Source organism: Sinomonas sp. R1AF57, from assembly GCF_002224485.1.
Taxonomy (GTDB): domain Bacteria; phylum Actinomycetota; class Actinomycetes; order Actinomycetales; family Micrococcaceae; genus Sinomonas; species Sinomonas flava.
Map to the genome: position 1 here is coordinate 3,269,838 of NZ_CP022463.1, position 23,878 is coordinate 3,293,715.

The 23,878-nt window shown below is 70.0% G+C and carries 22 protein-coding genes; 11 read left to right on the forward strand and 11 right to left on the reverse strand.

Features of this window, described 5'->3' with window-relative positions; translation table 11 throughout:
• Positions 1-16: 16 nt before the first annotated feature.
• The 4 genes from CGQ25_RS15025 to CGQ25_RS15040 all read right to left on the reverse strand — a co-directional run bounded on the left by CGQ25_RS15025 (position 17) and on the right by CGQ25_RS15040 (position 4,448).
• Positions 17-973 (reverse strand): NAD(P)-binding domain-containing protein, encoded by a 957-nt coding sequence (locus CGQ25_RS15025; RefSeq protein ID WP_208710655.1) that lies wholly within the window; start codon positions 971-973, stop codon positions 17-19.
• Entirely contained in the window at positions 973-2,334 is a 1,362-nt protein-coding gene (locus tag CGQ25_RS15030) for an MFS transporter (protein WP_208710656.1), read from the reverse strand. Before CGQ25_RS15030 ends, CGQ25_RS15025 begins: the two co-directional genes overlap by 1 nt.
• Positions 2,335-2,585: 251 nt before the next feature.
• The gene (gene lgt, locus CGQ25_RS15035; protein WP_255405364.1) at positions 2,586-3,485 is read right to left on the reverse strand and encodes a prolipoprotein diacylglyceryl transferase; all 900 of its coding nucleotides are present in this window, start codon (positions 3,483-3,485) and stop codon (positions 2,586-2,588) included.
• Positions 3,486-3,551: 66 nt separating this feature from the next.
• Positions 3,552-4,448, reverse strand: coding sequence for a LysR family transcriptional regulator (locus tag CGQ25_RS15040; RefSeq protein ID WP_208710658.1), 897 nt, complete (start codon positions 4,446-4,448; stop codon positions 3,552-3,554).
• Positions 4,449-4,498: 50 nt separating this feature from the next.
• Here CGQ25_RS15040 and CGQ25_RS15045 point away from each other — a divergent pair, with 50 nt between their 5' ends.
• Entirely contained in the window at positions 4,499-5,674 is a 1,176-nt protein-coding gene (locus CGQ25_RS15045) for an MFS transporter (RefSeq protein WP_255405365.1), read from the forward strand.
• Between the two features lie 40 nt (positions 5,675-5,714).
• Here CGQ25_RS15045 and CGQ25_RS15050 read toward each other — a convergent pair whose 3' ends face one another.
• Positions 5,715-6,389, reverse strand: a complete 675-nt coding sequence (locus tag CGQ25_RS15050) for a hypothetical protein (RefSeq protein ID WP_208710660.1) — start codon at positions 6,387-6,389, stop codon at positions 5,715-5,717.
• Positions 6,390-6,580: 191 nt separating this feature from the next.
• Here CGQ25_RS15050 and CGQ25_RS15055 point away from each other — a divergent pair, with 191 nt between their 5' ends.
• From CGQ25_RS15055 to CGQ25_RS15085, 7 genes are all read left to right on the forward strand, one after another.
• A complete protein-coding gene (locus tag CGQ25_RS15055; RefSeq protein ID WP_208710661.1) occupies positions 6,581-6,964 on the forward strand; it encodes a cupin domain-containing protein in 384 nt (127 codons plus the stop codon).
• 46 nt (positions 6,965-7,010) lie between these two features.
• A complete protein-coding gene (locus tag CGQ25_RS15060) occupies positions 7,011-8,099 on the forward strand; it encodes an NADH:flavin oxidoreductase/NADH oxidase (RefSeq protein WP_208710662.1) in 1,089 nt (362 codons plus the stop codon).
• Positions 8,100-8,210: 111 nt separating this feature from the next.
• The gene (locus CGQ25_RS15065; protein ID WP_208710663.1) at positions 8,211-8,513 is read left to right on the forward strand and encodes a YciI family protein; all 303 of its coding nucleotides are present in this window, start codon (positions 8,211-8,213) and stop codon (positions 8,511-8,513) included.
• Positions 8,510-9,610: a zinc-binding dehydrogenase gene (locus CGQ25_RS15070; protein ID WP_208710664.1), complete on the forward strand. Its 1,101-nt coding sequence runs from the start codon at positions 8,510-8,512 to the stop codon at positions 9,608-9,610. The genes CGQ25_RS15065 and CGQ25_RS15070 overlap by 4 nt, the downstream gene beginning before the upstream one ends.
• Positions 9,607-11,307 (forward strand): FAD-dependent oxidoreductase, encoded by a 1,701-nt coding sequence (locus CGQ25_RS15075; RefSeq protein ID WP_208710665.1) that lies wholly within the window; start codon positions 9,607-9,609, stop codon positions 11,305-11,307. The genes CGQ25_RS15070 and CGQ25_RS15075 overlap by 4 nt, the downstream gene beginning before the upstream one ends.
• A gap of 152 nt (positions 11,308-11,459) precedes the next feature.
• Positions 11,460-12,842, forward strand: coding sequence for an FAD-binding oxidoreductase (locus CGQ25_RS15080; protein ID WP_208710666.1), 1,383 nt, complete (start codon positions 11,460-11,462; stop codon positions 12,840-12,842).
• Positions 12,843-12,908: 66 nt separating this feature from the next.
• Positions 12,909-13,403 (forward strand): rhodanese-like domain-containing protein, encoded by a 495-nt coding sequence (locus CGQ25_RS15085; protein WP_369802235.1) that lies wholly within the window; start codon positions 12,909-12,911, stop codon positions 13,401-13,403.
• A 70-nt stretch (positions 13,404-13,473) separates the two neighbouring features.
• Here CGQ25_RS15085 and CGQ25_RS15090 read toward each other — a convergent pair whose 3' ends face one another.
• From CGQ25_RS15090 to CGQ25_RS15110, 5 genes are all read right to left on the reverse strand, one after another.
• A complete protein-coding gene (locus tag CGQ25_RS15090; protein ID WP_208710667.1) occupies positions 13,474-14,352 on the reverse strand; it encodes a fumarylacetoacetate hydrolase family protein in 879 nt (292 codons plus the stop codon).
• Between the two features lie 32 nt (positions 14,353-14,384).
• Entirely contained in the window at positions 14,385-15,452 is a 1,068-nt protein-coding gene (locus tag CGQ25_RS15095) for an Ldh family oxidoreductase (protein WP_208710668.1), read from the reverse strand.
• A complete protein-coding gene (locus CGQ25_RS15100) occupies positions 15,449-16,747 on the reverse strand; it encodes an MFS transporter (protein WP_208710669.1) in 1,299 nt (432 codons plus the stop codon). The genes CGQ25_RS15095 and CGQ25_RS15100 overlap by 4 nt, the downstream gene beginning before the upstream one ends.
• 61 nt (positions 16,748-16,808) lie before the next feature.
• A complete protein-coding gene (locus CGQ25_RS15105) occupies positions 16,809-18,260 on the reverse strand; it encodes an NAD-dependent succinate-semialdehyde dehydrogenase (RefSeq protein ID WP_208710670.1) in 1,452 nt (483 codons plus the stop codon).
• Positions 18,261-18,286: 26 nt separating this feature from the next.
• A complete protein-coding gene (locus tag CGQ25_RS15110) occupies positions 18,287-19,552 on the reverse strand; it encodes an iron-containing alcohol dehydrogenase (RefSeq protein ID WP_208710671.1) in 1,266 nt (421 codons plus the stop codon).
• Positions 19,553-19,798: 246 nt separating this feature from the next.
• Here CGQ25_RS15110 and CGQ25_RS15115 point away from each other — a divergent pair, with 246 nt between their 5' ends.
• A complete protein-coding gene (locus CGQ25_RS15115) occupies positions 19,799-20,461 on the forward strand; it encodes a GntR family transcriptional regulator (RefSeq protein ID WP_222703658.1) in 663 nt (220 codons plus the stop codon).
• Between the two features lie 75 nt (positions 20,462-20,536).
• Here CGQ25_RS15115 and CGQ25_RS15120 read toward each other — a convergent pair whose 3' ends face one another.
• The gene (locus CGQ25_RS15120) at positions 20,537-21,424 is read right to left on the reverse strand and encodes a LysR family transcriptional regulator (protein WP_208710673.1); all 888 of its coding nucleotides are present in this window, start codon (positions 21,422-21,424) and stop codon (positions 20,537-20,539) included.
• Positions 21,425-21,565: 141 nt separating this feature from the next.
• Between CGQ25_RS15120 and CGQ25_RS15125 the strand changes: the two genes are divergently transcribed.
• Positions 21,566-22,726, forward strand: a complete 1,161-nt coding sequence (locus CGQ25_RS15125) for an iron-containing alcohol dehydrogenase (protein WP_208710674.1) — start codon at positions 21,566-21,568, stop codon at positions 22,724-22,726.
• Positions 22,727-22,770: 44 nt separating this feature from the next.
• A partial coding sequence (gene mmsA, locus CGQ25_RS15130) for a CoA-acylating methylmalonate-semialdehyde dehydrogenase (protein WP_208710675.1) occupies positions 22,771-23,878 on the forward strand: 1,108 nt, incomplete at its 3' end.

A 23,878-nucleotide genomic window follows, 5' to 3' on the forward strand; every position in this document is an offset into this window, starting at 1 on the left:
TGGTCCTTTCGGGCGGTCAGTCGGTCTCGGCGACGAGGTCGAGGAAGTGGGCGCGCATCCGGGCGCGGTCGGCGGCCAGGCCGGTGAAGAGCTCGAACGAGTCCGCGGCCTGCGCCACAGCCATCCACCCGCCGTCGAGCACGCGGCACCCGGCGGCGAGCGCGGCCTTGACGAGCTGGGTGGCGAGCGGACGGTAGACGACGTCCGCGACCCAGTGACGCCGCGTGAGCGCCGAGGTGTCGAACGGGGTGCCTGGGTGCCCGACCATGCCGATCGGCGTGGCATTCACGACGCCGTCGGCTTCGCCCAGGCGCGCGAAAACCTCCTCATGGGCGACGGCGGTGACGCGGCTCCCGCTCCCCGCCTCCCCCAGTCGCGCGGCGAGGGCAGCAGCGCGGGCGGGATCGACGTCGGCCACGAGCAGCTCCCGGACGCCCGAGTCGAGGAGCGCGCGGGCGACGGCGGAGCCGGCACCGCCCGCGCCGACGAGCACCACCGTTCCGAGCGGCACGCCCGGGAGGCCCTCGGCGAGCGCGGCACGGAAGCCGGAGTGGTCCGTGTTGCGGCCGGTGAGGCGCGGGCCGGTGAGGCGCGCGCCCGGGGGGGTGCCGGCGTCGTGCGCGGCCTTGCCTGCAGGGTCGGCGGGGTGGGCGTCCACGGTGACCGTGTTGACCGCCCCCAGCGCCCGCGCGTCGTCGGAGAGCGCGTCGAGGCCCGTGATCACGGTCTGCTTGCACGGGTGCGTCACGTTCAGGCCGGTGTAGCCGAGGCGGGCGGCGTCCCGGGCGAGCTGCCCCGCATCCTCGGGAGCGAGGCCGAGCTCGTCGAGGTCCAGGGGGCGGTACGCGTAGCGGAGGCCCTGGGCGGCGGCCTCGCGCTCGTGCAGGAGCGGCGAGAGCGATGCGGCGACGTTGGCACCGATCAGGCCGATGAGCTGCGGCCGGGGCGGGCGTGGGCTGGGAGCGGTGGTCATCAGGCTGCGGTCTCCTGGGCGGTCTCCGCGGGGGCCGGGGCGGAACCGCGGCGTGCGGGCTTGAGGCCGAGCTGGGCCTTGGGTGTGCGGAACGTCTCGCGGGCGGTGAGGGCGGCGACGGCGGCGACGGCGCAGAAGCCGACCGTCATCCACGCCACGGGGCCCCAGTTGGCCGGGTCACCGGCGGTGAGGGCCGTGCCGATCGCGGGGGTGAAGCCGGCCACGAGGAGGCCGAGCATGAGGCTCACGGCCATGCCGGTGTAGCGGGTGCGGGCCGGGAAGAGCTCGGGGAAGTACGCGGGGTAGACGCCGTTGGGCATCGCGTAGAACACGCCGGTGAGGGCGATGGCGGTGGCGAAGATGAGCGCCCAGTTGCCGGTGCCCAGCACCGTGAAGAACGCGAAGACGAGCACCGCGCTGCCGATGGTGCCGGTGATGAACACGGGCTTGCGGCCGATCCTGTCCGAGAGCAGCGCCCACATCGGCTGGGTGAACACGGTGACGAGGTTCGCGACCGCGATGACGGTCAGCATCATAGGCTTGTCGAGGCCCACGACCTGGGTGGCGTACGTGAGGGCGAAGACCGTGAAGACGGTGTTGACCATGGTCACGAGGGAGCTGAGGGTCACGCGGACCACGTTCGCGAAATCGTGGCGGAAGAGCGCCACGAGCGGGATGGCTTCGGTTGCGGCGTCCTCCTTGATCTCGGCGAAGACCTCGGGCTCCTCGAGCCTGCGGCGCAGGTAGAAGGCCACGGCTGTCACGACGGCGCTCGCGAGGAACGGAATGCGCCAGCCCCAGCTCATCAGCTGGTCCTGCGGGAGCATCGTGATCGGGATGAACACGACCGAGGAGATGACGATGCCGAACTGGATGCCGCTCATCGTGAAGCTCGTGAAGAACGCGCGGCGGCCCTCCGGGGAGTGCTCGAGCGTCAGGGAGCTCGAGCCGGGCGACTCCCCGCCGGCGGAGATTCCCTGCACGAGGCGGAGGGCGACGAGCGCGATCGGCGCCATCGGGCCTACCACCGAGTAGGTGGGGAGGCAGCCGATGAGGAACGTCGAGATGCCCATGAGCACGAGGGTCAGGACCAGGACGTTCTTGCGCCCCAGGCGGTCGCCGAAGTGGCCCCACAGGACGGCGCCGAGCGGACGCGCCACATAGGCAACGCCGAGCGTGGCGAAGGAGAGCAGCGAGCCCGCCGCGCCCGCATCGGGGAAGAACAGCTTCCCGAAGAAGAGGGCCGCCGCCGAGCCGAAGATGAAGAAGTCGTAGTACTCGAGCGTGCTGCCCAGGAAGCCGGAGAAGGCCGCGGTCTTCGCGGCGTGGGACTTGGGTGCCGCGGATGTCGACGCTGACATGGTGCTCCGTTCAGATGCCTTTCGTGCCAGGCGCGGGATGCGCTGGCTCCTCCAGCATCGCCACGGAATTGTGGCGCGTCCAACACTTAGTTGGTCTCGCTCTATGTGCGATTAGCGCTTAATCGAGCCGGAGTGCCTTCTCTGCGCTGGGCGCGGGGCGCAAGGGCTGCCCTCCCCCGCTTCTCCTGTGTGAATTGACCAAGGAGAAGCGGCGATGGGCAGCACATGCGGGCAGCAGTGAACGGAGCCTGCTACCGCGTTTCCCCCGCCTGTTCCTCGGCGGGCGGCGCTGGGGAGGCGGGGCGCGCCGTCGACCGCGGCCGGCGGACGGTGAGCAGGAAGGCGATAGCGCCCGCGAGGAACAGCAGGCCCGAAACCCACGTGTTGACGCGGAGGCCCAGGATCAGGTTGGCGTAGTCGGAGCGCATGAGCTCGAACGCGAAGCGCCCCGCCGTGTAGGCCGCGATGTAGAGGGCGAACACGCTCCCGGCGCCGAGCCTGAACCGCCGGTCCAGCCACATGATCACGGCGGCTGTGACGAGGCACCAGACCGACTCGTACAGGAAGGTGGGCTGGAAGTAGCCCAGAACCACGGGATTCCCCGCGGCGTCGATGACGGCCCGGGCGGCCTGGGGGTCCATCTGGTGGATCTCGAGCGCCCAGGGAAGGCCGGTCGGGTCACCGTAGAGCTCGTTGTTGAACCAGTTGCCCCAGCGGCCGATCCCCTGCGCGATGAGGACGCCGGGCGAGATCGCGTCGGCGAACGCGATGAACGAGGCCCCGGCGCGCCGGCACCCGATCCACGCACCGAGCGCGCCCAGCGCCACCGCGCCCCAGATCCCGAGTCCGCCGTCCCAGATCGCGAACGCGTTCCACGGGTTCTTCCCGGGCACGAAGTACAGCTCGGGGTCGGTGATGACGTGGTAGATCCGGCCGCCGATGATCCCGAACGGGACGGCCCAGAGGCTGATGTCCAAGGCCTCGCCCGGCAGGCCGCCGCGGGCCTGCCATCGGCGGGTGCCGATCCACATCGCCACCGCGATCCCAGCGATGATGCACAGGGCGTAGAAGTGGATCGTCAACGGCCCGATCTGGATTCCGCTCACGGTCGGGGAAGGCAGGGAGGCCGTCACTGCAAGGCTCGCGCTCACCGCGGGATCGTACCAATCCCAGATGACCCCGCGCTGGACACCGGACGACATCAGGCGGCAGCCCGCTCATGTGACGGTGGGCAGCACGCGCTCGGCGACCTCGAGCGCATGCGGGAGCACCCGGGACGGGTTCGACGGCGCCCACGCGAGCCCGTGCTGGAGGTACGGCTGCGCCGCACCCGAAAGCGGCACGTACACGGCACCGTGCGGGAGGATGTCGCTCATCCCCTCGCTCACGAGGCTCACCCCCATGCCCGCGGCCACGAACGTCAGGATCATGAACGGGTCCCCGATCGTCTGGACAACGCGGGGGCGGAACCCGGCGGCGACGCACGCCGCCGTCGCCGTCCGTTCGAGGTCGGAGCCGCCGCCGGAGGGCATCATTATGAAGTCCTCGTCGCGCAGCTCGGCCAGGTCGAGCGTGGCCCGCTGGGCGAGCGGGTGGTCCACGGGCACGACGGCGCCGAGCGCCTCGCGCGCGATCAGCCGGGATGCGAGCGGGGACGGGTCGAGCGGGAGCCCCACGAAGGCCAGGTCGAGCGTGCCCTGCTGGAGCTGTGCGACGGCGTCGCCCGTCACCACCCGGCCCTGGAGTGAGAGGACCACGTCCGGGTACTGGCGCCGCAGCGCGCGGGTGAGCCGCGGCAGGGTGCGATGGTTGATGGCGCCGGTGAAGCTCACGGTGAGATGCCCGTACACCGTGCCGACCGAGGCGTGCGCAGCCTGGCGCGCCACCTCGAGCTCCTCGAGCGCGCGGTACGCGTGCGGGAGCAGCGAACGCCCCGACGCGGTGAGCGAGACACTGCGCGTGCTGCGGTCGAACAGGGGGACGCCGATGTCCTTCTCGAGCTTGCGGATGGTTTGGCTCAGCGGCGACTGCGCCATGTGCAGCCGGGACGCGGCGCGCCCGAAGTGCAGCTCCTCCGCGACGGCGACGAACGCCTCGAGCCACCTGATCTCCACGCCCCCATTCAAGCATCGGGGCCGGCGCAGCGATGGGTAGGCTGGAGGGCGTGACCGCCACCAGGGACTCCGCCCAGAAGGCACGCACCGACGGAGTCCCGGACCGGGTCCTCATGGGGATCGGCTTCCTGTCCTTCTTCGACCGGTTCGCCACACCCCCGATGCTCCTCGTCCTGGCCGACCGCACGGGCCTGTCCCTGGGCGAGGCCGTGGGCCTCGTGGGCGCCTACTCGCTCTTCTACGCCCTCGGCCAGCCGCTGTGGGGCTTCGTGAGCGACCGGTTCGGCCGCGTCAGCGTGCTGCGCACGGCGCTGACGGGTCTGCTCATCGCCGCCGCGGCGAGCACGATCCTGAGCTCGTACGTCCCGCTGCTCGTCGCGCGCTCGGCCGCGGGCCTCATGGCGGGCTGCCTCTATCCGACGCTCCTGACGATCATCGGCGACACCCGGACCGGCATCGAGAAGGCCCGCGGCCTCTCAGACCTGCAGGTCTACTCGTCGCTGGGGACCACCGTGGCGACCCTCGCCGCGGGCTCCCTCGCGGCCTTCACGGACTGGCGGCTCGTCTTCGGGCTGCCGGCCCTGGGCTGCCTCGCGCTCCTGTTCTCCCTGCGCCACACGCACGACGCCGCCACCCACCTGCGCGGGCCCGCGGACTTCCGCCGGGCCTTCTCGGGCGCGGCCCTCGGCGTGTACGGGATCGCGGTGCTTGAGGGCGCGGTGCTCATGGGCGTCCTGACGTACATCGTGCCGGCGCTCCAGGACGCGGGCGTCCCGATCGCGCTGGCCGGGGTGCTCGCGGCGGGGTACGGGGTGGGCGTGATCGTGGGCGCGCGCATCATGCGGCGGCTCGTACGCCGGTTCTCCCGCACCCAGCTGATGGGGATCGGCGGAGGCGTCATCATCGCGGCCTACGCGGTGTCCACGCTCTCCCAGAGCCCGGCGGCCCTCACCGTGACCTCGCTGCTGATCGGCGCGACGAACGCCGTGCTGCACTCGTCGCTGCAGGGCTGGGCCACCGAGGTCGCCCCCGATGCACGCGCGACGACCGTGGCCCTGTTCGCCGGATCCCTGTTCCTCGGCAGCTCGCTCGGCACATTCCTGACGGCCGGATTCGCCGACGAGCGGCAGTACGGGGTGATCTTCCTGTTCGGACTCGCGGCCGCCGTCGTGCTCACCGCCGTGGTGACGATCGCGCACGGGGCGTGGGAGCGGCGTCGGGCGTAGCACAACGCAGTTGGCGATGCCGGGCGCCTGAGGGGCCGCGTCAGAGGCCGGCCCGGTCGATCCGCCGGTGGTACCGCATGCCCGCCGCTCCCCCGAGAACCGCGCCGGCGAGGGTGATGAGCGCCGTGACGACAAGGACGATGATGCCGCCCGTGGTCAGCGTGCCCTCGTCCACGGGAATCCTGGGGAAGCTGTTCAGGGTGGAGAGGACGTTGAACTGGCTCCCGGCCACCACGACCAGGACCGCGAAGAGGATGGCGATGACCACGGCCCACAGCCACACGGCAACGCCCTGCCGGGCACCGTCGAACCGCGCCATCCGGCCCGCGACGTAGCCGCCGCAGTAGTAGGAGACGAAGAGGATCAGGGCCACCACCACGGCGCCGACGATGCCCACCGTCTGCCCCGCCTGGTTGGCCAGCTTGGCCGGATCGGTCTGGGTGCCGACGCCGACGCCGGCCCCGGCCGCGGTGAGCACGGCGGTCAGGAGCACGGACATCCCGGTCGCGGTGAGCCACCCGAAGAAGGCCGAGCCGGCCTTCATGCCGCCGAAGCGCCTCCGCTGCTCGGCGGGGGTCAGCGCCTCGTCCTCGCGGTGCTCGCGGTCGTCCCGGTAGTCCCGGTCGTCGCGTTCCTCGCGGTACTCCCGGTCGTCGCGGCGTTCCCTGTCCCAGTCGGGGTCCTGGCCAGCGGGCTCGCGGTATTCGTGGCTCATGGTCCTGCCCTCTTCCCGTAGCGGATGCTTCACTTCGGTGCTACCGCCACACTTCCCCGCCGCGGACCGACCCAACCATCGCGGCTCCTTCCGGTCCGGTGCGGCGAGGCCTACCCTGAAACCGTCCCGATGACTCGTCCCGCTGGGAAGCTGGAGGCTCGGTGAGGCGGCCCGAACCAGAGGAGCCTGCCATGTCCACCCACGCCGTCAACGCCGTCACCACCCTGAACGTGAAGTCCCACGACAACCCCGACGAGAAGCGCCGCCCTGACAAGTCCGAAATCGACCTCGTCACGGTGGGCGACTACACGATCGGCCGGTTCACCTTCTCCCCCGGATGGAGCTGGTCGGGCTGCATCAAGCCTGTGGTGGGCACGGACAGCTGCCAGAACAACCACGTCGGCTACTGCGTGGCCGGCACCCTCGAGGTCCAGCTGACCTCCGGGGAGACCGCCACGATCACGCCCGGGAGCTCGTACACGATCCCTCCCGGGCATGATGCGCGGGTGGTCGGCGACGAGACCTTCGTGGGGCTCGAGTTCGTCAGCGCGGCGACCTTCGCGAAGCCCGAATGACAGTCACCATTTGACGGCGGGGGGTGGGAGCGCAAACGTAGGCGGCATGGCTGCCGAGAAGCTCTTCACCCCCGTCGAGATCCGGGGCGTCCAGTTCAGGAACCGTCTCTGGGTCTCCCCGATGTGCCAGTACTCCGTGGAGCAGTGGGACGGAGTGCCCACCGCGTGGCACCTCGCCCACCTCGGCTCGTTCGCGAGGGGCGGGGCAGGGGTTGTCATGACCGAGGCGACGGCGGTCAGCCCCGAGGGGCGGATCACCAACTGGGACACGGGCATCTGGAACGATACCCAGGCCCAGGCGTGGAGGGACATCGTCGCGTTCGTCCACGCCCAGGGCGCTCCAGCAGCGATGCAGCTTTCCCACGCGGGCCGCAAGGCGTCCACCTACCGTGAGTGGAGCGGGAAGGGTACCCAGGCCGTCGAGGACGGCGGCTGGGAGACGGTTGCGCCGTCGGCCGTCGCGTTCGACGGCTACGCCGCCCCGCGCGAGCTGACGGGAGACGAGATCCGGGGCATCGTCGCGGACTTCGCCGCCGCCGCGCGCCGGGCCATCGACGCCGGATTCGACGCCCTCGAGATCCATGGCGCCCACGGCTACCTCGTCCACCAGTTCCTCTCCCCGCTCTCGAACCTCCGCGCAGACGAGTACGGCGGAAGTCTGGAGAACCGCGCCCGGTTCCTGCTCGAGGTCGTCCGCGCGGTCCGGGCCGAGGCGGGCGACGGCGTGCCCCTCCTCGTGCGGCTCTCCGCCACCGACTGGGTCGAGGGCGGCTGGAACCTCGAGGACACGGTCACGGTCGCGGGCTGGGCCGCGGCCGAGGGCGCGGACTGGTTCGACATCTCCTCCGGCGGCCTCGTCCCCGCCGCGACCATCCCCGTCAAGCCCCTGTACCAAGTCGCGTTCGCCACCGCCGTCCGCAGCGGAGCCGGGGTGCCGGTCAACGCCGTCGGCCTCATCACCCGGCCAGAGGAGGCGGCAGAGATCGTGGACACTGAGGCGGCGGACGCCGTGATGGTGGCGCGCGAGTTCCTCCGCGACCCGCACTTCGCGCTCCGCGCCGCGCACGAGCTCGACGTCGAGCTGGACTACTGGCCGCCGCAGTACACGCGGGCGAGGTGGCGCCGCGAAGGCTGAACGGCAGAGCCGAATCGGCGTCCCACTGAATGGGACACCTCCTCCGGGGGTGCTGCCGGTCACAGCAGACTGGGCTGGACCGACCGACCGCCCTCGACGAGGAGAACGCCCATGGCACTGTTCGCCGTCACGTACCAGTACACCGACAACCCAGCCGGCAGGGACCTCCACCGCCCCGAGCACGTCGCCTTCCTGGCGTCCCAGCACGAGGCCGGGCGCCTGCGCGTCTCGGGACCGACCGACGGGGGCACCGGCGCGCTCCTGGTCCTCGCCGGGGACACCGCGCACGACGTCGAGGCCCTCCTCAACGGCGACCCCTTCCGCCGCGAGGGGCTCATCGCCCGCCGCACCGTCGCGGCTTGGAAGCCGTTTTTCGGCGCCGACCGGCTCGAGCTGAGCGGGGCGGCCCGATGAGGGTCGCACGCACGGTCGCGGCCGAGACGGTCCGCTACGAGGAGGTGCCGGTCCCGCGCCCGAGCCGGGGACACGCCGTCGTGCGCGTGCGCAGCGTGACGCTGTGCGGGACGGACGTGCACATCTGGGAGGACGACTACGCCACCGAGCTCCCCATGGTCCAGGGCCACGAGTTCTCTGCGACCATCGCGGCCCTGCACCCCGAGGACGAGGGCGGCGCGTTCGCGGTGGGGGACGACGTCGCAGTCTCCCCCTTCGCCGCCTGCGGCACCTGCTACGCGTGCTCCGTCGGGCGGCCGAACGCCTGCGGGGCCATGAGCATCTACGGCTGCTATGAGGACGACGGCGCCCTCGCCGAGTACCTCCTCGTGCCGCTGGACCGCACCCGGAAGCTGCCCGAGGGGCTGCCGGTGGACCTCGCGCCGCTGTGGGAGCCGGTCTCGATCTCGCTGCAGGCCGTGCGCCGCGGGCGCGCCGAGGCCGGCGAACGTGTCCTCGTGGCCGGCGCGGGGCCGATCGGCCTGTTCGGGCTGATCGCACTGCGCGAGGTGGGCTGCAGCGTCGTCGTGCTCGACACCGACCGCGAGCGCCTCGCGATCGCGGCCGAGCTGGGCGCGGAGGCCGTCCTGGCCGTCGGTCCCGGCTTCCCCGACGAGGACCAGCGCCGCCGCCTCGACGAGTGGACCGACGGGCAGGGGCCCTCGCTCGTGATCGACGCGACCGGTTCGCCGGCGTCGCTCGCCACGGCCGTGGACCTCGTGGCGCCGGCAGGCCGAGTGGTGGCCGTGGGGATCAGCGACCGCGAGCTGACGCTGTCGATGCGGTCGCTGCCGATCAAGGAGATCGACCTCCTCGGCTCGCGCAACTCCCTGCACATGGAGGACGCTCTCGACCTCCTCGCCCGTCACCAGGACGAGTGCCGGTCCCTCATCACGCACCGCTTCGGCTTCGACGAGCTCGACGCCGCGTTCCGCCTCCTGCGGGACCGCAGCGTGAAGGTCGGCAAGATCGCGATCGACCTCCCGGAGCCCTCCGGCAATGAGCCGTCTGACGAGGAGCCGGCGCTCGCCGCTGCTTCCCGGAGGGAGCGCGCATGAGCTTCCTGACGCCTGTCCCACAGCTCGCTCCGCGCTACGACCTCGCCGTCATGGGCTCCGGCGCCGCCGGTCTCGTCGCCGCGTGCCGGGCAGCGGCGGCGGGCCTCGCCGTCGTCGTGCTCGAGAAGGCCACGCGCCTCGGCGGGACGACCGCAGCGGGCGGCGGCGTGATCTGGGCGCCCGACAACCCGCTCATGCCCGCCGGCAGCGATTCGCCCGAGGCCGCGGCGGAGTACCTGCGCGCGGCGACCGGCGGCGCGATGGCCGACGAGGAGATTGCCTGGTACCTGCGGACAGCGCGGGAGGCGGTGGAGTTCCTCGACCGGGAGACCCACGTGGAGCTCACGCCGCTCGACCGCCCGGACTACCACATGGAGTGGCCGGGCGCGGTGGCCGGGGGCCGCAGCCTCGACAACGGCCCGTTCGACCCGGCCCGCTTCCCCGGCGTGCCCGGCCTCGCCGAGGCGATCCGGCCCCCCACCTACCTGCCGCTCCTCTCGATGAACGAGCGCGACCGCCTCCACGGCGCAGCCCCCGACCCGGCACTGCTGGCCGGGCGGGCGGCCGCGGGGGTGCGCACGATGGGCGGTGCCCTCGTCGGCGCCCTGGTCGCGACCGCCGTCGAGCGCGGGGTCCACCTCGCCGTCTCGGCGCCGGTGACGGGGCTCGAGCCCCTCGAGGGCGGCGCGGGCGGGGCGCACGACGCCGGCGGCTGGCTCGTGCGGGTGGGCGACGGGGCCGCCGGACCCGCCACCGCAGTGGCCGCGGGCGCGGTGCTCATCGCGTCCGGCGGGTTCGAGCGGAACCGCGAGCTCGCGGCGTCGCTCCTGAGGTTCGACACCACGGCGATCGGGGCGCCGTCGAACACCGGCGACGGGCTCCTGCTCGGGCTCAGGGCCGGGGCGATGCTCGGCCAGACGGGCGCGATCTGGGGCGTCCCCGTGATCGCTCCCGAGGGGTGGGAGTACGACGGCGCGCCGACCGGACGGATGGGCAACGTCGAGATGACCCTGCCCGGCTCGATCACCGTCAACGCGGCCGGGCGGCGGTTCGTCAACGAGGCGATGAACTACCACGACCTCTCGCGCGTGTTCGCGAACGTGGACCCGGCGACGTCGCGGCCGGCGAACGATCCGGCGTGGCTCGTGTTCGACGCGGGCTACCGCGGGCGGTACCCGGTGGCCGGCAGCCCGGCCCGCACGGAGCCGGACTGGATGCACCGCTCCGAGACGCTGGGCGGGCTGGCCGAGGCGATCGGGGTCGACGCCGGCGCGCTCGCCGCGACGGTGCGGAAGTTCAACGCGGACGCGCGGACAGGGACCGACAGCGAGTTCGGGCGAGGCTCCACCGAACAGGACCGCCACCTCGGGGATCCCGCAGTGGGCCCGAACCCGTGCCTCGCCCCGCTCGAGCGCGCCCCGTTCTACGCGGTGCGGATCCGGCCCGGGGCCCTCGGAACCGCAGGCGGCCTCGTCACGGACCTCGACGGGCGCGTGCTCGCCCCGTCCGCGCAGCCGATCGCGGGCCTCTACGCGGCGGGGAACTGCTCGGCCACCGTCTTCAAGGACGCCTATCCCGGCGGCGGCGCAACCCTGGGCTCGGCGGTGACGAAGGCCTACGCGGCCGCGGGGCACGTGGCCGCGAGGCACGCAGCCGCGGGGCACGCAGCAGACGCCCGCTCACCCCTTTCCGTCTGAAGGTCACATCCTGAAGGTCACGTCCTGAGGGTCACGTCCCGTGCGTCGCGGACGATCTGACCCCCAGGACGTGACCCCCAGACGGAGGTGGGGACACCCGGGCGCTATCCTCGCCGGAGGGAACGAACCCCACCTCCGTCAGAAGGACGCCCATGCCCCTCGCCCAACTCGCCGCGGTCATCGAGAACCTCCGGTCCGCCCTGCCCGGCAGGGTCGAAACAGACCCCGAGAGCCTCGCACCGTACACCTCAGACCGGTCCGGCCACCGCTCGGCGGGCGCACCGCTCGCGGCGGTGTACCCGCGCAGTGTGGAGGACGTCCAGACGGTGTGCCGGATCGCCTCGGCGGCGCAGGTGCCGATCGTGAGCCGCGGGGCGGGAACGGGCCTCGCCGGCGGGGCGGTCGCCGGACCGGCCGAGATCGTGCTCTCGTTCCGCGACATGGACCAGATCCTCGAGATCTCCGAAGCCAACCGACTCGCCGTCGTCGAGCCCGGGATCTTCAACGGCGACCTGAACCGCGTTCTCGCAGAGCACGGGCTGTGGTGGCCGCCGGACCCCGCGAGCAAGGACATCTCCACGGTCGGAGGCAACATCGCCATGAACGCGGGCGGGCTCCTGTGCGCGAAGTACGGCGTCACGCGGGAGGCGGTACTCGCGCTCAAGGTCGTCCTCGCGGACGGCACCCTCATGTCCATGGGCCACCGCACGGTCAAGGGCGTCACCGGCTACGACCTCTGCGCGCTCATGATCGGTTCCGAGGGCACGCTCGGGGTCATCGTCGAGTGCACCCTCAAGCTGCAGCCGCTCGTCACCGGCGAGGTTGCGACACTCGGGGCGTTCTTCACCACGGTCGACGACGCCGTCGCCGCCGTCACCGAGGCGACACGGCGCGGCCACGTGGCGGCGATCATGGAGCTCATGGACGGGCACACCCTGGAGGTCGTGAGCCGGCACACCGGCCACAGCGCGGCTCCCGGCGCCGGTGCCTACCTCCTCGCGCAGTGCGACGGCGCGGACGCCCTCGCCACGGCCGAGCGGCTGGCGGCGATCGTCCGCGACGCCGGCGGCACCGTCGAGACCACCACGGACCCTGAGGAGTCACGGCGCCTCCTCGACTTCCGCCGGAGCGCGTTCCCGGCGCTCGAGGCGCAGGGGACCCTGCTCGTGGAGGACATCGCCGTCCCCCGCGACCGGATGGCCGAGGCCTTCGCGGCCATCCGCCGCATCGAGGAGACGTACGGCGTCGCTGTCCCGACGACCTGCCACGCCGGGGACGGCAATCTGCACCCGACCTTCGTCTTCACCGGAGAGGAGGTGCCGGAGCACGTGTGGCAGGCCGCCGGCGAGATCTTCTCCACCGCGCTGGAGCTAGGCGGGACACTGACGGGCGAGCACGGCATCGGCCTGCTCAAGCGCCGCTGGCTCCAGGACGAACTCGGCGAGGAGCAGTACGACCTCCAGCGGCGGATCAAGCAGGTCTTCGACCCGCAGGGCATCCTCAATCCGGGGAAGGTCTTCCCTGCTGCAGACTGAGGATGGCGTGGAGACTGAGGATGGCGCGGGTCACAATTGACCCGCGTTCTTCCGCCGAATTACCGTGTGGACCACCCATTTCCACGATCCTGGCTCCTTGTCAGCGGGGTGCTAGCCGGACGAAGCGAGGAAGTTCTGGAACAGCGCCATTCCTCTTCAGGCAGCGCCGGGGTGGACGGCCAGCCGGCCCTGACCATCGACCAGTTGCTCATCCAGAGCCGTCTGGGACTCGAGCGGGTTCTGCCGGAGGACTTGGACCGTGAGGTATCCGCGGGTGCCTTGGTCGTCGATACGCGGCCGATCGATCAGCGCGACCGTGACGGCGACCTTCCGGGGGCGATTGTCATTGACCGCAACGTCCTCGAATGGCGTCTCGACCCGTCGAGCCCCTCCCGGCTGCCCATCGCCGACGACTACAGTCGCCGGATCGTGATTGTCTGCAACGAAGGCTACAGCTCAAGCCTTGCCGCCTACACCCTTCAGCAGCTCGGGCTGACCAGAGCGACCGATCTCGTCGGCGGCTTCCAGGCCTGGCTGGCGCTTCAGAACCGCGCCATCTGAAAACGGAGCCAGAACCGGGCGCCCGGGCAAGCTGTTGGCCAGGCGAGCCCGGGTCCGGCTCCGTCTGCGGTCACGCAAGCGCGTTCTCCAACGCACCGAGTCCCTCAATCTCAATCCGGATCTGATCCCCGGCAACGAGCCATTCCTGTTCTTCTTCCGGGTAGCCGAGGATGACGCCCTCGGGCGTCCCTGTGAAGATGATGTCGCCGGGCTCCAAGGTCATGTACTTGGAGATGTAGCTGATCAGGTAGGCGCAGTTGAAGATCATGTCCTTCGTATTCGAGGACTGGCGGAGGTGTCCGTTGACCCTGCATTCGACCGCGAGGTTCGCGGGGTTGATGTCATCGGCGGTGACCAGATATGGACCCACCGGGGCGAATCCGTCCGAGGTCTTGCCCAGCATCCACTGCCCGGTCCGGAATTGGAGGTCTCGGGCCGAGAGATCATTTCCGATGGTGTATCCGAAGACGTAGTCCAGAGCCTCGTCCTCGGAGACATCGCGGGCCTGCTTCCCGATCACGGCCACGAGTTCAGCCTCATAGTCGAACTGGTGGGCGTCTTCAGGCAGGTGTACAGGGTTCCCATGACCGGTGAGGGCGTTGTTGTACTTGTTGAAGAGGATCGGGGATTTGGGGATCTCCATCTTCGACTCTTCTGCGTGGCTGATGTAGTTCAGCCCCACGCAGACAATCTTCTGCGGGCGCAGGACGGACGGCGCGAAACGGACCTCCTCCTCTGAGGTATAGAGCTCGTCCAGATCACCGGCGCCCGCGAGGAGAGCCCTGATGCGGTCGAGCCCGGCTTCGCCGTCCGCGATGATCTCGTGCACATCCGCTGGAATCGGTTCATCGAGCTTCATGGCGGCCCGGTGAAGGTTGAAGATTCCTCGGGCGGTCTTCAGCCCGAGAGCAGGTCCGTGGCCGTCCTCAGAGAAGTGGAGCAGGTGCATGGGGGTCCTTTCGTTGGAAGGGCTGGCAGCAGTCAGAGGCTGGCGAGGAGTTCCTGGGGGACGCCAGCGGAGCGGGCCAGCGAGGCGAGACCTTGGGCTACCGCGGGCGGCAGATCAATGCCGTTCTCCGCGTGTCGGTCCCTGGCCCTGAGCTCGATTTCTCCGGGCATGTAGATGGCGTCGCTCCCCGGGGCGAGAGGCGAGCTCTTGATCTGATCGATGTAGCGGTCCACTGAGGCCTTGAAGATCTCTGGATCGAGGAAGGCTGAGATCTTGAGGGCCATGAAGAAGTGGCTGATCTGGTTGGGGCTGTCCAGCTCCTGGTACATGGAGTGGATGTCGGTGCCGAACTCTCCACCGCTCAGGAGTGCGGAGAGGACTTCGACGATGATCGCCAGGCCGTAGCCCTTGGGACCGCCGACGGGGAAGAGCGAGCCTCCGTTGATCACCTCGTCGGGAACGGTCGTGGCCCTTCCGCTGCTGTCCAGCCCCCAACCCTCCGGGATGGCTTCGCCCCTGCTCTTGGCATTGAGGATCTTCCCGAGGGGAACCACGCTTGTTGCCATGTCCACGACGATGGGCCGGTGGGTGCGGGCCGGCACGACGACGGAGAGGGGGTTGTTGCCGATCCTCGCCTCTGATCCTCCTGGGGGCGGCATCAGGGGTTCGACGTTGCTCACCGCGATCCCGATCAGGTCCTGCTCGGCAAGTTGGGCTGCCCAGTAGGCGGCCGCACCGAAGTGGTTGCTGTTGCGGACGCTCACCGCCGCGATCGGCGACTCCTTGGTCTTGGCCAGCAGGATGTCGACGGCCTGCTGGGACACGACCTGTCCGAAACCGTTGTCGCCGTCGAGCACGGCGGTGGCGGCCGTCTCGCTGAGCGTCTTCACTTCCGGCGTGGGATTCATGACCCTGTTGCCCAGGCGCTCGAGATACGTTTCCATGCGCAGGACGCCGTGGCTGCTGACGCCCCGCAGGTCTGCATCGACGAGGGAATGGGCGACCGTGTGGGCGTCTCGCTCGGGCAGCCCGCTGTTGCGGAGGATGGCGGTGCAGAGTTCGAGCAGTGCTGGAGCGTGGACAGTGTGGGGCTGGGTCATGTGAGCGATCCTTCGGTGGCGGACGTCCGCGACGGCGCGGGGGTGAACTCGTTGCGTTCTTTGAGGAAGACCAAGTAGATGAGGGCTGCGCCTCCGCCGATCAGACCGGCGATGACCAGAGCGGAGACGAAGGTGCCGGTGACTGTGGCGATGAAGCCGGTCAGGATGGGGGCGATCCAGCCAGCGATGTTGCCGACGAAGTTCTGCATGCCGGCCAGGGTTCCGGAGGCGCCGGCAGGTGCGATTTCGGACACGATGGCCCACGAGGCGCCGTTGGCGAACATCATGCCTGCCAGGGATGCCGCGATCAGGAGGACTGCCGAGAGCTCGTCGGTCACGAAGGCCGCAGGGATGACGGCGAGCGAAATGACCATTCCCACGGCCATGACAGCGCGCCGGGCGCGGACCGCCGGGGTCCCGTTCTTGATCATGCGGTCGGAGAGGTACCCGCCGAGCAGCGCGCCTGCGGATGCCGCCACCCAGGGAAGGATGGAGTAGAACCCTGCGGTGATGAGGGTCATCTTCCTCTCGGTCACGAGGTAGACGGGCAGCCAGGTCATCATGAGGTAGAGAAGGTAATCCTGCGCGAAGAGCCCGTAGAGGATGGCCCAGACGTTCTTCGAGCGGAGCATCTGGCCCCAGCGGACCTTGACTGCCGGGCCTGCGGGGGTTGCCGGCTCTTCGGAGGTGATGTGGGCGAGCTCCGCCGGGTTGACCTTCCTGTTGTCCTTCGGCTTGTTGGTGAAGTGGAAGAGCCAGAGGCCCGCCCAGATCAGGCCGATGAGGCCGGTGACGAGGAATGCGGTCTGCCACCCGAAGCTGGTGACGGCCCAGGCGACAGCTGGGGTGGTCAGACCGGCGCCGACAGCGATTCCCATCGTGAAGAGCCCGTTGGCGATGCCGCGCTCACGGGAGGGCAGCCAGTCGGAGATGACGCGGACATTCGTGGGGAAGGCGGGCGATTCCCCGATGCCCATGAGGGCCCGTACGCCGATGAGGAGGCCGAAGGAGCGCACCACCCCGGTGAGGGTGGAGCAGATCGACCACCAGACGATGGCCACGGCGTAGATGGCGCGGGGACCGATCTTGTCCACGAGCACGCCGACCGGGATCTGCATCAGGGCATAGGTCCAGAAGAAGGCCGAGCCGAGGACTCCGAATTCGATCTTGCTCAGATTCAGGTCCTTCATCATGGACGGGCCCGCGACACCGAGCACGGAGCGGTCCAGATAGTTGATGGAGGTCGCCAGGAATATCAGGACGACGATGGTCCATCTCTTGTTCGTTCTGGTCACAACCAATCTCCTTTGATTCAGTCGTCTAACAGTCAGGGGCCCTTCTCGAGGGCCGGTGAGCTCACCACTTGGTGGCGATGTACTTGGTCTCCATGAACTCGAGCATCCCGTCATGGGACCCTTCGCGGCCCAGGCCGCTCTGCTTGACCCCGCCGAAAGGCGCTGCTGGGTCTGACAGCAGCCCCTGGTTGATGGCGATCATCCCGGACTCGAGCTTCTCCGCTATCGCGAGCCCCCGCCGCAGGTCTTCTGTGTAGATGTACGCGGACAGGCCCAAAACCGTGTCGTTGGCAGCGTCTATGGCCTCGGTTTCGGTGTCGAACGCGATGATGCTGGCGACCGGCCCGAAGATCTCCTCGCGGACGATGCGTGACCTGCTGGGTACGTCTGCCAGGACAGTAGGCGGGTAGAAGCAGCCCTTTCCTGCCGGAGCGACGGCGCCGAGCAGGACGCGGGCACCGTCACCGACGGCTTCGGTCACGAGCTCATTGACCTTGTCCACAGCTGCCTGGTTGATGAGGGGTCCGCAACCGGAGGAAGGGTCAGCCCCTGGGCCGGTGGCCAACGCGCCCATCCTCTCGGCGAGCCGACGCCCGAGCTCGTCCGCAATGGAGCGGTGGGCGTAGATGCGGTTCGCCGCCGTGCAGGCCTGTCCGCCGTTGCGCATCTTCGCGATCATGAGCCCGTCGACTGCGGAGTCGAGGTCGGCGTCGTCGAACACGAGGAAGGGGGCGTTGCCGCCCAGCTCCATCGAGGTCTTCAGGACGGTGTCGGCCGCCTCGTGGAGGAGGGTCCGCCCAACTTCAGTGGAGCCGGTGAAGGACAGGGCACGGACGCGGTCGTCGTGCAGCATGGCTGAGACGACCGGCCCGGACTGCTTGGTGGTCAGGACGTTCACGACTCCCTCGGGAACTCCCGCGTCCCGGCAGCATTCTGCGATGAGGTAGGCGGTCAGGGGGGTTTCGGTGGCGGGTTTGAGCACCACCGTGCAGCCCGCGGCGAGCGCCGGAGCGATCTTCCTGGTTGCCATCGCGGCCGGGAAGTTCCAGGGAGTGACGAGGACGGCCACACCGATCGGCGCGTAGTGGGCCAGGATGCGGTTGGACCCGCTCGGCGAAACGCTGAGCTGGCCTATGGCTCTGACCGCCTCCTCCGAGTACCAGCGGAAGAATTCGGCCGCATACGTCGTCTCGCTGCGCGCGTCCGCCAGGGTCTTCCCGTTCTCGGTGGCGATCAGTTCGGCGATCTCGTCCGCCCGCCGGGTCATCTCCTCGAAGCAGCGGCGCAGCACTTCTGCCCTCTCCCGCGGCGGGGTTGCCTTCCAGGAGGAAAGTGCGTTGGCGGCCGCGTCCACTGCACGCAGCCCTTGCTGCACGTCGGCGTTTGCGACGTGGGTGATGACCTCGTCGGTCGAGGGGTTGTAGACGGGGATGGGCTCAAGGGCGCCGGGAACCGGCTCCCCGCCGATCCAGAGCCGGACGCTGTCAGGGGAAGGGGCAATGGTGGTGGTCATGGGTGCGTGGTCTTTCGTGAAGTCTCTCAGTGGGCGTGGGCTGGGGTGGCTGACCGAAGGGAGGCGCGGTCTCCGCGGTAGGCCGCGGCCGCGATGGCTTCGAGTGCATCGGCGTCCAGTTCGCGTGGGTTGTTCTCGACGAGGCGTGTTGCCTTGATCGCCTGGGTCGCGAGCCAGCGCTCCTTCCCGGACGGCATCCCCAAGTCGGCGAGGGTGGCAGGGATCCCGATGTCGCTCAGCAGCAGTGCGACGTGCTCGATCACCGCGTGGGAGAGGTCTTCATCGTCTCCCTGCCTCTCGTCGGCGCCCAAGGCGCGTGCCAGGGCCGCGAACTCTGGGACGCGGGCCGGGCGGTTGAACTCCATCACGTACGGGAGGAGTGCGCCGACGCCCACCCCGTGGGGAGTGTGGGTCGCCGCCCCGACGGGGTACTGCAGGGCGTGGGCTGCTGCTGTTCCACCGGTCCCGAGCGCGAGCCCTCCGGCGGTCGCCGCGAACACCATGTCGTCGCGGGCGGCGGCGAGCCTGTTTGGGTCCGAGTTGCCGTGGACCGCCGTCTTCAGGCTCCTGCCCACGGCGGCAGCCGCGGCCAAGGCGTACTGGTCGGCAAGCAGAGACTTGCCGACGAACACCCTCTCCGAGGCCAAGCCGGGCTTCGGGGTTCGCCGGATCGCAGTGAACGACTCGATCGCGTGCGAGAGCGCGTCGGTGCCGACGGCAGCCGTCAGGGCCGGTGGGGCACCGTCTGTCAGCTCGGGGTCGCAAATGGCGGTGACGGGCACGATGTAGGGGCTGGAGATGCCGATCTTCATCTCCCTGTCGGGGTCGCTGACCACTGCCACAGGGGTCGCTTCCGACCCCGTCCCTGCCGTGGTGGGGATCGCGATGACCGGCACGGCCGGTCCCGGGACCGCGTTCTCGCCGTAGTAGTCCTGCGGACTACCACCGTGGGCAAGCAGGACGGCGATGACTTTGGCGAAGTCCATGCACGTTCCGCCGCCGATCCCGATGACGACGTCCACCCGCTCGTGCGCAAGCCTCTTCTGGGCATCCACGATGTCGGCCACGGGAAGCTCGGACTGGACATCGGCCACGAGGCTGTGCCTGACTCCGGCCTCCTCCACTTGCTGCATCATCGCAGCGAAGGCGGGCTCTCGAGACATCCGCGCGTCGGTGACCACGAGAGCGTGCTGCGCGCCGGGGGGCAGGTGCAGCGCGAGGGCGTGACGCTGTCCTCGCCCCATGAGGATCGTGCCGGGCGGCCTGAGCAGCCCGAGGGTGGGCGGGTGCATGGATTCCTCTTCCGAGTTCTTGGGTCCGGGCACGCCCGGTGAAGATGGTGAGATGCAGGGATGCGAGGCGCTGGTCGTGCTGGTAGCCGGCCATCAAGCCCTTGCAGAATCAGATCCGATACGATCCAATGGATCCCATGATTGAGGAAGGGATGAGCCGTGTCAACCCACAAAAGTGATCCGAGTCACCGGGAAGCAGGCGAGGCGCTCAGCGGGCGGAGGCCGTCCAAGCGTCTTGGGGACGGCGTGTACAACACACTGCTGAACGAACTGCTCTCCGGCGCCATCGAACCCGGTTCCCGGATCATGATCGACAGGCTCTCCCGCACCCTCGGCGTGTCCCAGTCCCCCATTCGGGAAGCACTGCTGCGCCTGGAAGCACAGGGCCTGGTGACCAAGACCCATCTTGTCGGCTACCGCGCCGCCGAGCGCATGAGCCGACGCCAGTTCGAAGAGCTCTACGAGATGCGCCTCCTGCTCGAGCCCTTCGCGGCCAACCGATGTGCCCAACTGGCCGCTGACTCGCAACTGGAGGAGCTCGAGCGCATGACCGAGGACATGAAGCGGGAATCGGGCCACGACTCCTACGCCTCGTTCGCGCGGCAGGACGCGGCATTCCACGAGTTCATCGCCGCCTGTGGGGGAAACTCCCTGGTGCAGGACAGCCTCTCAGCCCTGCACGGCCATCTCCACCTCTTCCGACTCCGCTTCAACACCCAAGGCACCAACGAGGCCTTGCGCGAGCACGAGCAGATCCTCGCAGCACTCAAGGCCCGGAACCACGAGCGGGCGGAGTCGCTGATGAAGAGCCACATCAGCAACTCCCGGGAACGGCTGCTGGATGCCTTCGAGGACGGCCAGTCCTCTGCGGCGCCGGGGCCGCGAGACGAAGGGGCGGGAAGGCCATGAGACGCTCAGTGCACCACCCGGCGTCGTGCGCTGGCCCCTCCTCCTAGACCCCCCCCGCGCATCTGCCCCCGCCGGCTACGCCGCCCGGAGGTGCTCGTGGTTCCGGACGAGCTCGAGCAGAGCGGACTCCCCCACCAGCGTCCTGGCGAGGCGCTGGTGTTCCGTGGGGACCGCGATCCAGTACGTGCGCTCGATCTTCGTCCCCTCGACGATCCTCATCAGCCGTTCGTCTCCTGCGGCCACGAAGTCCGGGAGGATGGCGATTCCCAGGCCGGCGACGGCCGCCATCCACTGGCCTGTGACGTTGTTGGTCTGGATTGCCGGACGGACGCCGGGCAGCGCGCTGTCGAGGAACCGGAGGGCCGGGATGTCGAGCAGGGCGTCGACGTAGCCGATGAGCGGATGACGGCTCACCTCGGCGAGGTCGAGGGGCCGTTCATGGCGCGAGAGGTACTCGCGGCTCGCGTAGAAGCTCAACCCGTACGTCGCCAGCCGCCGCGAACGCACCCCCCGCGTCGTCGGCTCCTCGAGCGAGATGCCGATGTCGAACTCGCGCGTGGCCAGCAGGTTCAGTCGGGTCTCCGTCACGATCTCGACAGTGAGTTCGGGGTGATCCGACCGCAACCCTCCGAGCCCCGGCGAGAGCACGAAGGCACCGAAGCCGTCGGGGGCCGCGATGCGCAGCGTTCCCGACAGACGCCCGCGGGCGGAGCCGAGCTCCTCGGCCGCCGCGAGCAGTGATGATTCGACCGCCTCGGCGTGGACCAGCAGTCCCCGCCCGGCCTCGGTGAGCTCCCATCCCTGGGGCGTGCGGTCGAAGAGCCGCGTCCCTGCGGCCCTTTCCAGCTGGGTCACCCTCCGGCCCACGGTCGTGTGCTCGACGCCCAGGCCTCTGGCTGCCGCGACGAGCCGCCGTGTTCGGGCGACCTCGAGGAAGAACCGCAGGTCGTCTGCTTGAATCACAGCCTCACTCTACGAGTGCTGTGCAATCGTGCACAGGGCAGTACCGGATTGCCGCTTGTGCGTGGCGTCAGCCGCACAGAGACTGGAGAACGTGCCAGGCACCAGGTGTGCCCGGCCTCGACGACGAGCGGGAGGCACGCGATGACCTTTCAGATTTCCCTGCCCCGACTGATGAATGTGGGCGCCGGAGCGGTCCGGGAGCTGGGCACAACCGTGCGCGACCTCGGGGCGCAGCGGCCCCTCGTGGTGACGGACGCCTTCATGAAGGAGTCGGGAACGGTCGACGCCGCTCTGGCCTCCCTCCGCGATGCCGGTCTGGAAACCGGCCTGTACGCCGAGTGCATCCCTGATCCCACCACGGACTCCCTGCAGGCCGGCCTCGCCGCCGTAGAGGAGCACCGTGCGGACCTTCTGGTCGGCTTCGGCGGCGGCAGCTCGATCGACACGGCCAAGGCGCTCGGCTTCCTGTCCCAGAACTCCGGGCCCATGCGGGACTACAAGGCGCCGCGGGTCAACGCCGGCCCCGCCCTGCCGGTGGTCGCGGTCCCCACCACGGCGGGCACCGGCTCCGAGGCCACGCAGTTCACCATCATCAGCGACTCTGAGACCGACGAGAAGATGCTCTGCACTGGCCCCTCGTTCCTGCCGGTCGCCGCGGTCGTGGACTACGAGCTGACCCTCTCCATGCCCGCCCGGCTCAGCGCGGACAGCGGCGTGGACGCCCTCACCCACGCCATCGAGGCCTACGTGAGCCGCCGGGCCAACCCGTTCTCGGACGGGTTCGCCCTCGCGGCCATGAGCACCCTCGGGAAGAACCTCCGCGCGGTCTACGCCGACGGCTCGGACCGGGCCGCGCGGGAGGCGATGATGCTCGCGGCGACCCAGGCGGGCATCGCGTTCTCCAATTCGAGCGTGGCGCTCGTGCACGGGATGAGCCGGCCCATCGGAGGCCACTTCCACGTCGCCCACGGCCTGGCCAACGCGATGCTGTTCCCGGCGGTCACCGAGTTCTCCGTCCGCGGCGCGCAGGCGCGCTATGCCGACTGCGCACGCGCACTAGGCGTTGCGGACGCGGAGGACGACGACGCCGCGGCCGCCCAGGCGCTCGTCGACGAGCTCAAGGCCCTCGCCCGCGACCTCGCCGTCCCGACCCCCGAGTCCCGCGGCATCAGCCGCGCCGACTGGGAGCGGGCCGTCCCGGTCATGGCCGAGCAGGCCCTCGCCTCCGGCTCCCCCGGCAACAACCCCGTCGTCCCGACCTCGGCAGAGATCGAGGAGCTCTACCTCAAGATCTACAGCTGACCCCCACATCCCAAGCCTTCCAGCAAACCAGGAGTACGAAGCACATGAGCATCAAGACCATTCCGCATTTCCTCAATGGCGAGGAGTCCAACGGCGTCGGGGAGCGGACGCAGCCGGTGTTCAACCCGGCCACGGGCGTCCAGACCGGGGAGCTGCGCCTGGCCGACCGGCAGGATCTGGAGGCCGCGGTCGCGAACGCGCGCAAGGCCGCGGAGGTCTGGGGTGAGACCTCCCTGGCCAAGCGCACCGCGGTGCTGTTCCGGTTCCGCGAGCTCGTCGCCGCCCATGTGGACGACCTCGCACAGCTGGTCACGGCCGAGCACGGCAAGGTCATCTCGGACGCGAAGGGCGAGATCGGGCGGGGCCTGGAGGTCATCGAGTTCGCCTGCGGGATCCCGCAGCTGCTCAAGGGCGCCTACTCGGACCAGGCCTCCACCGGCATCGACGTGTTCTCCTACCGCCAGCCCGTCGGCGTGGTCGCGGGGATCACGCCGTTCAACTTCCCCGTCATGGTCCCGCTGTGGATGGCCCCGGTCGCGATCGCGACCGGGAACGCGTTCATCCTCAAGCCCTCCGAGCGGGACCCCTCGGCCTCGATGCTGCTGGCCCGGCTGTGGGCCGAGGCCGGCCTGCCGGAGGGCGTGTTCCAGGTCCTGCACGGGGGCAAGGAGACCGTGGACGGGCTCCTGAGGCACCCGGACGTGGACGCGGTCTCGTTCGTGGGCTCGACCCCGATCGCCAAGTACGTCCACGAGACCGCGACCGCGCACGGCAAGCGCGTCCAGGCCCTGGGCGGGGCGAAGAACCACGCGATCATCCTCCCGGACGCGGACATGGACAACGCCGCGGACCACCTCGCCGCGGCCGCGTTCGGCTCCGCCGGGGAGCGCTGCATGGCCATCAGCGTCGCGGTCGCGGTCGGGGAGGCCGCCGACGCGATCGTGGGCAAGGTCAAGGACCGGGCCGAGGCGGTCAAGGTCGCCGAGGGCACCGACCCGGGCGCGGAGATGGGCCCGATCATCACCGCCGCGTCCAGGGACCGGATGAAGGGCATCGTCACCGCCGCGGCCGAGGCCGGGGCCCAGCTGGTCGTGGACGGGCGGGAGTTCACCGTGGCGGGCAAGGAGGGCGGGAACTGGTTCGGGCCCACCG

What these genes read in the sequence shown, in the direction of transcription:
- CGQ25_RS15025 (WP_208710655.1), bottom strand. Translation starts at nt 973, where the DNA reads ATGACCACCGCTCCCAGCCCACGCCCGCCCCGGCCGCAGCTCATCGGC.
- CGQ25_RS15030 (WP_208710656.1), bottom strand. Translation starts at nt 2,334, where the DNA reads ATGTCAGCGTCGACATCCGCGGCACCCAAGTCCCACGCCGCGAAGACC.
- CGQ25_RS15050 (WP_208710660.1), bottom strand. Translation starts at nt 6,389, where the DNA reads ATGAGCCACGAATACCGCGAGCCCGCTGGCCAGGACCCCGACTGGGAC.
- CGQ25_RS15055 (WP_208710661.1), top strand. Translation starts at nt 6,581, where the DNA reads ATGTCCACCCACGCCGTCAACGCCGTCACCACCCTGAACGTGAAGTCC.
- CGQ25_RS15060 (WP_208710662.1), top strand. Translation starts at nt 7,011, where the DNA reads ATGGCTGCCGAGAAGCTCTTCACCCCCGTCGAGATCCGGGGCGTCCAG.
- CGQ25_RS15065 (WP_208710663.1), top strand. Translation starts at nt 8,211, where the DNA reads ATGGCACTGTTCGCCGTCACGTACCAGTACACCGACAACCCAGCCGGC.
- CGQ25_RS15070 (WP_208710664.1), top strand. Translation starts at nt 8,510, where the DNA reads ATGAGGGTCGCACGCACGGTCGCGGCCGAGACGGTCCGCTACGAGGAG.
- CGQ25_RS15075 (WP_208710665.1), top strand. Translation starts at nt 9,607, where the DNA reads ATGAGCTTCCTGACGCCTGTCCCACAGCTCGCTCCGCGCTACGACCTC.
- CGQ25_RS15080 (WP_208710666.1), top strand. Translation starts at nt 11,460, where the DNA reads ATGCCCCTCGCCCAACTCGCCGCGGTCATCGAGAACCTCCGGTCCGCC.
- CGQ25_RS15090 (WP_208710667.1), bottom strand. Translation starts at nt 14,352, where the DNA reads ATGCACCTGCTCCACTTCTCTGAGGACGGCCACGGACCTGCTCTCGGG.
- CGQ25_RS15095 (WP_208710668.1), bottom strand. Translation starts at nt 15,452, where the DNA reads ATGACCCAGCCCCACACTGTCCACGCTCCAGCACTGCTCGAACTCTGC.
- CGQ25_RS15105 (WP_208710670.1), bottom strand. Translation starts at nt 18,260, where the DNA reads ATGACCACCACCATTGCCCCTTCCCCTGACAGCGTCCGGCTCTGGATC.
- CGQ25_RS15110 (WP_208710671.1), bottom strand. Translation starts at nt 19,552, where the DNA reads ATGCACCCGCCCACCCTCGGGCTGCTCAGGCCGCCCGGCACGATCCTC.
- CGQ25_RS15125 (WP_208710674.1), top strand. Translation starts at nt 21,566, where the DNA reads ATGACCTTTCAGATTTCCCTGCCCCGACTGATGAATGTGGGCGCCGGA.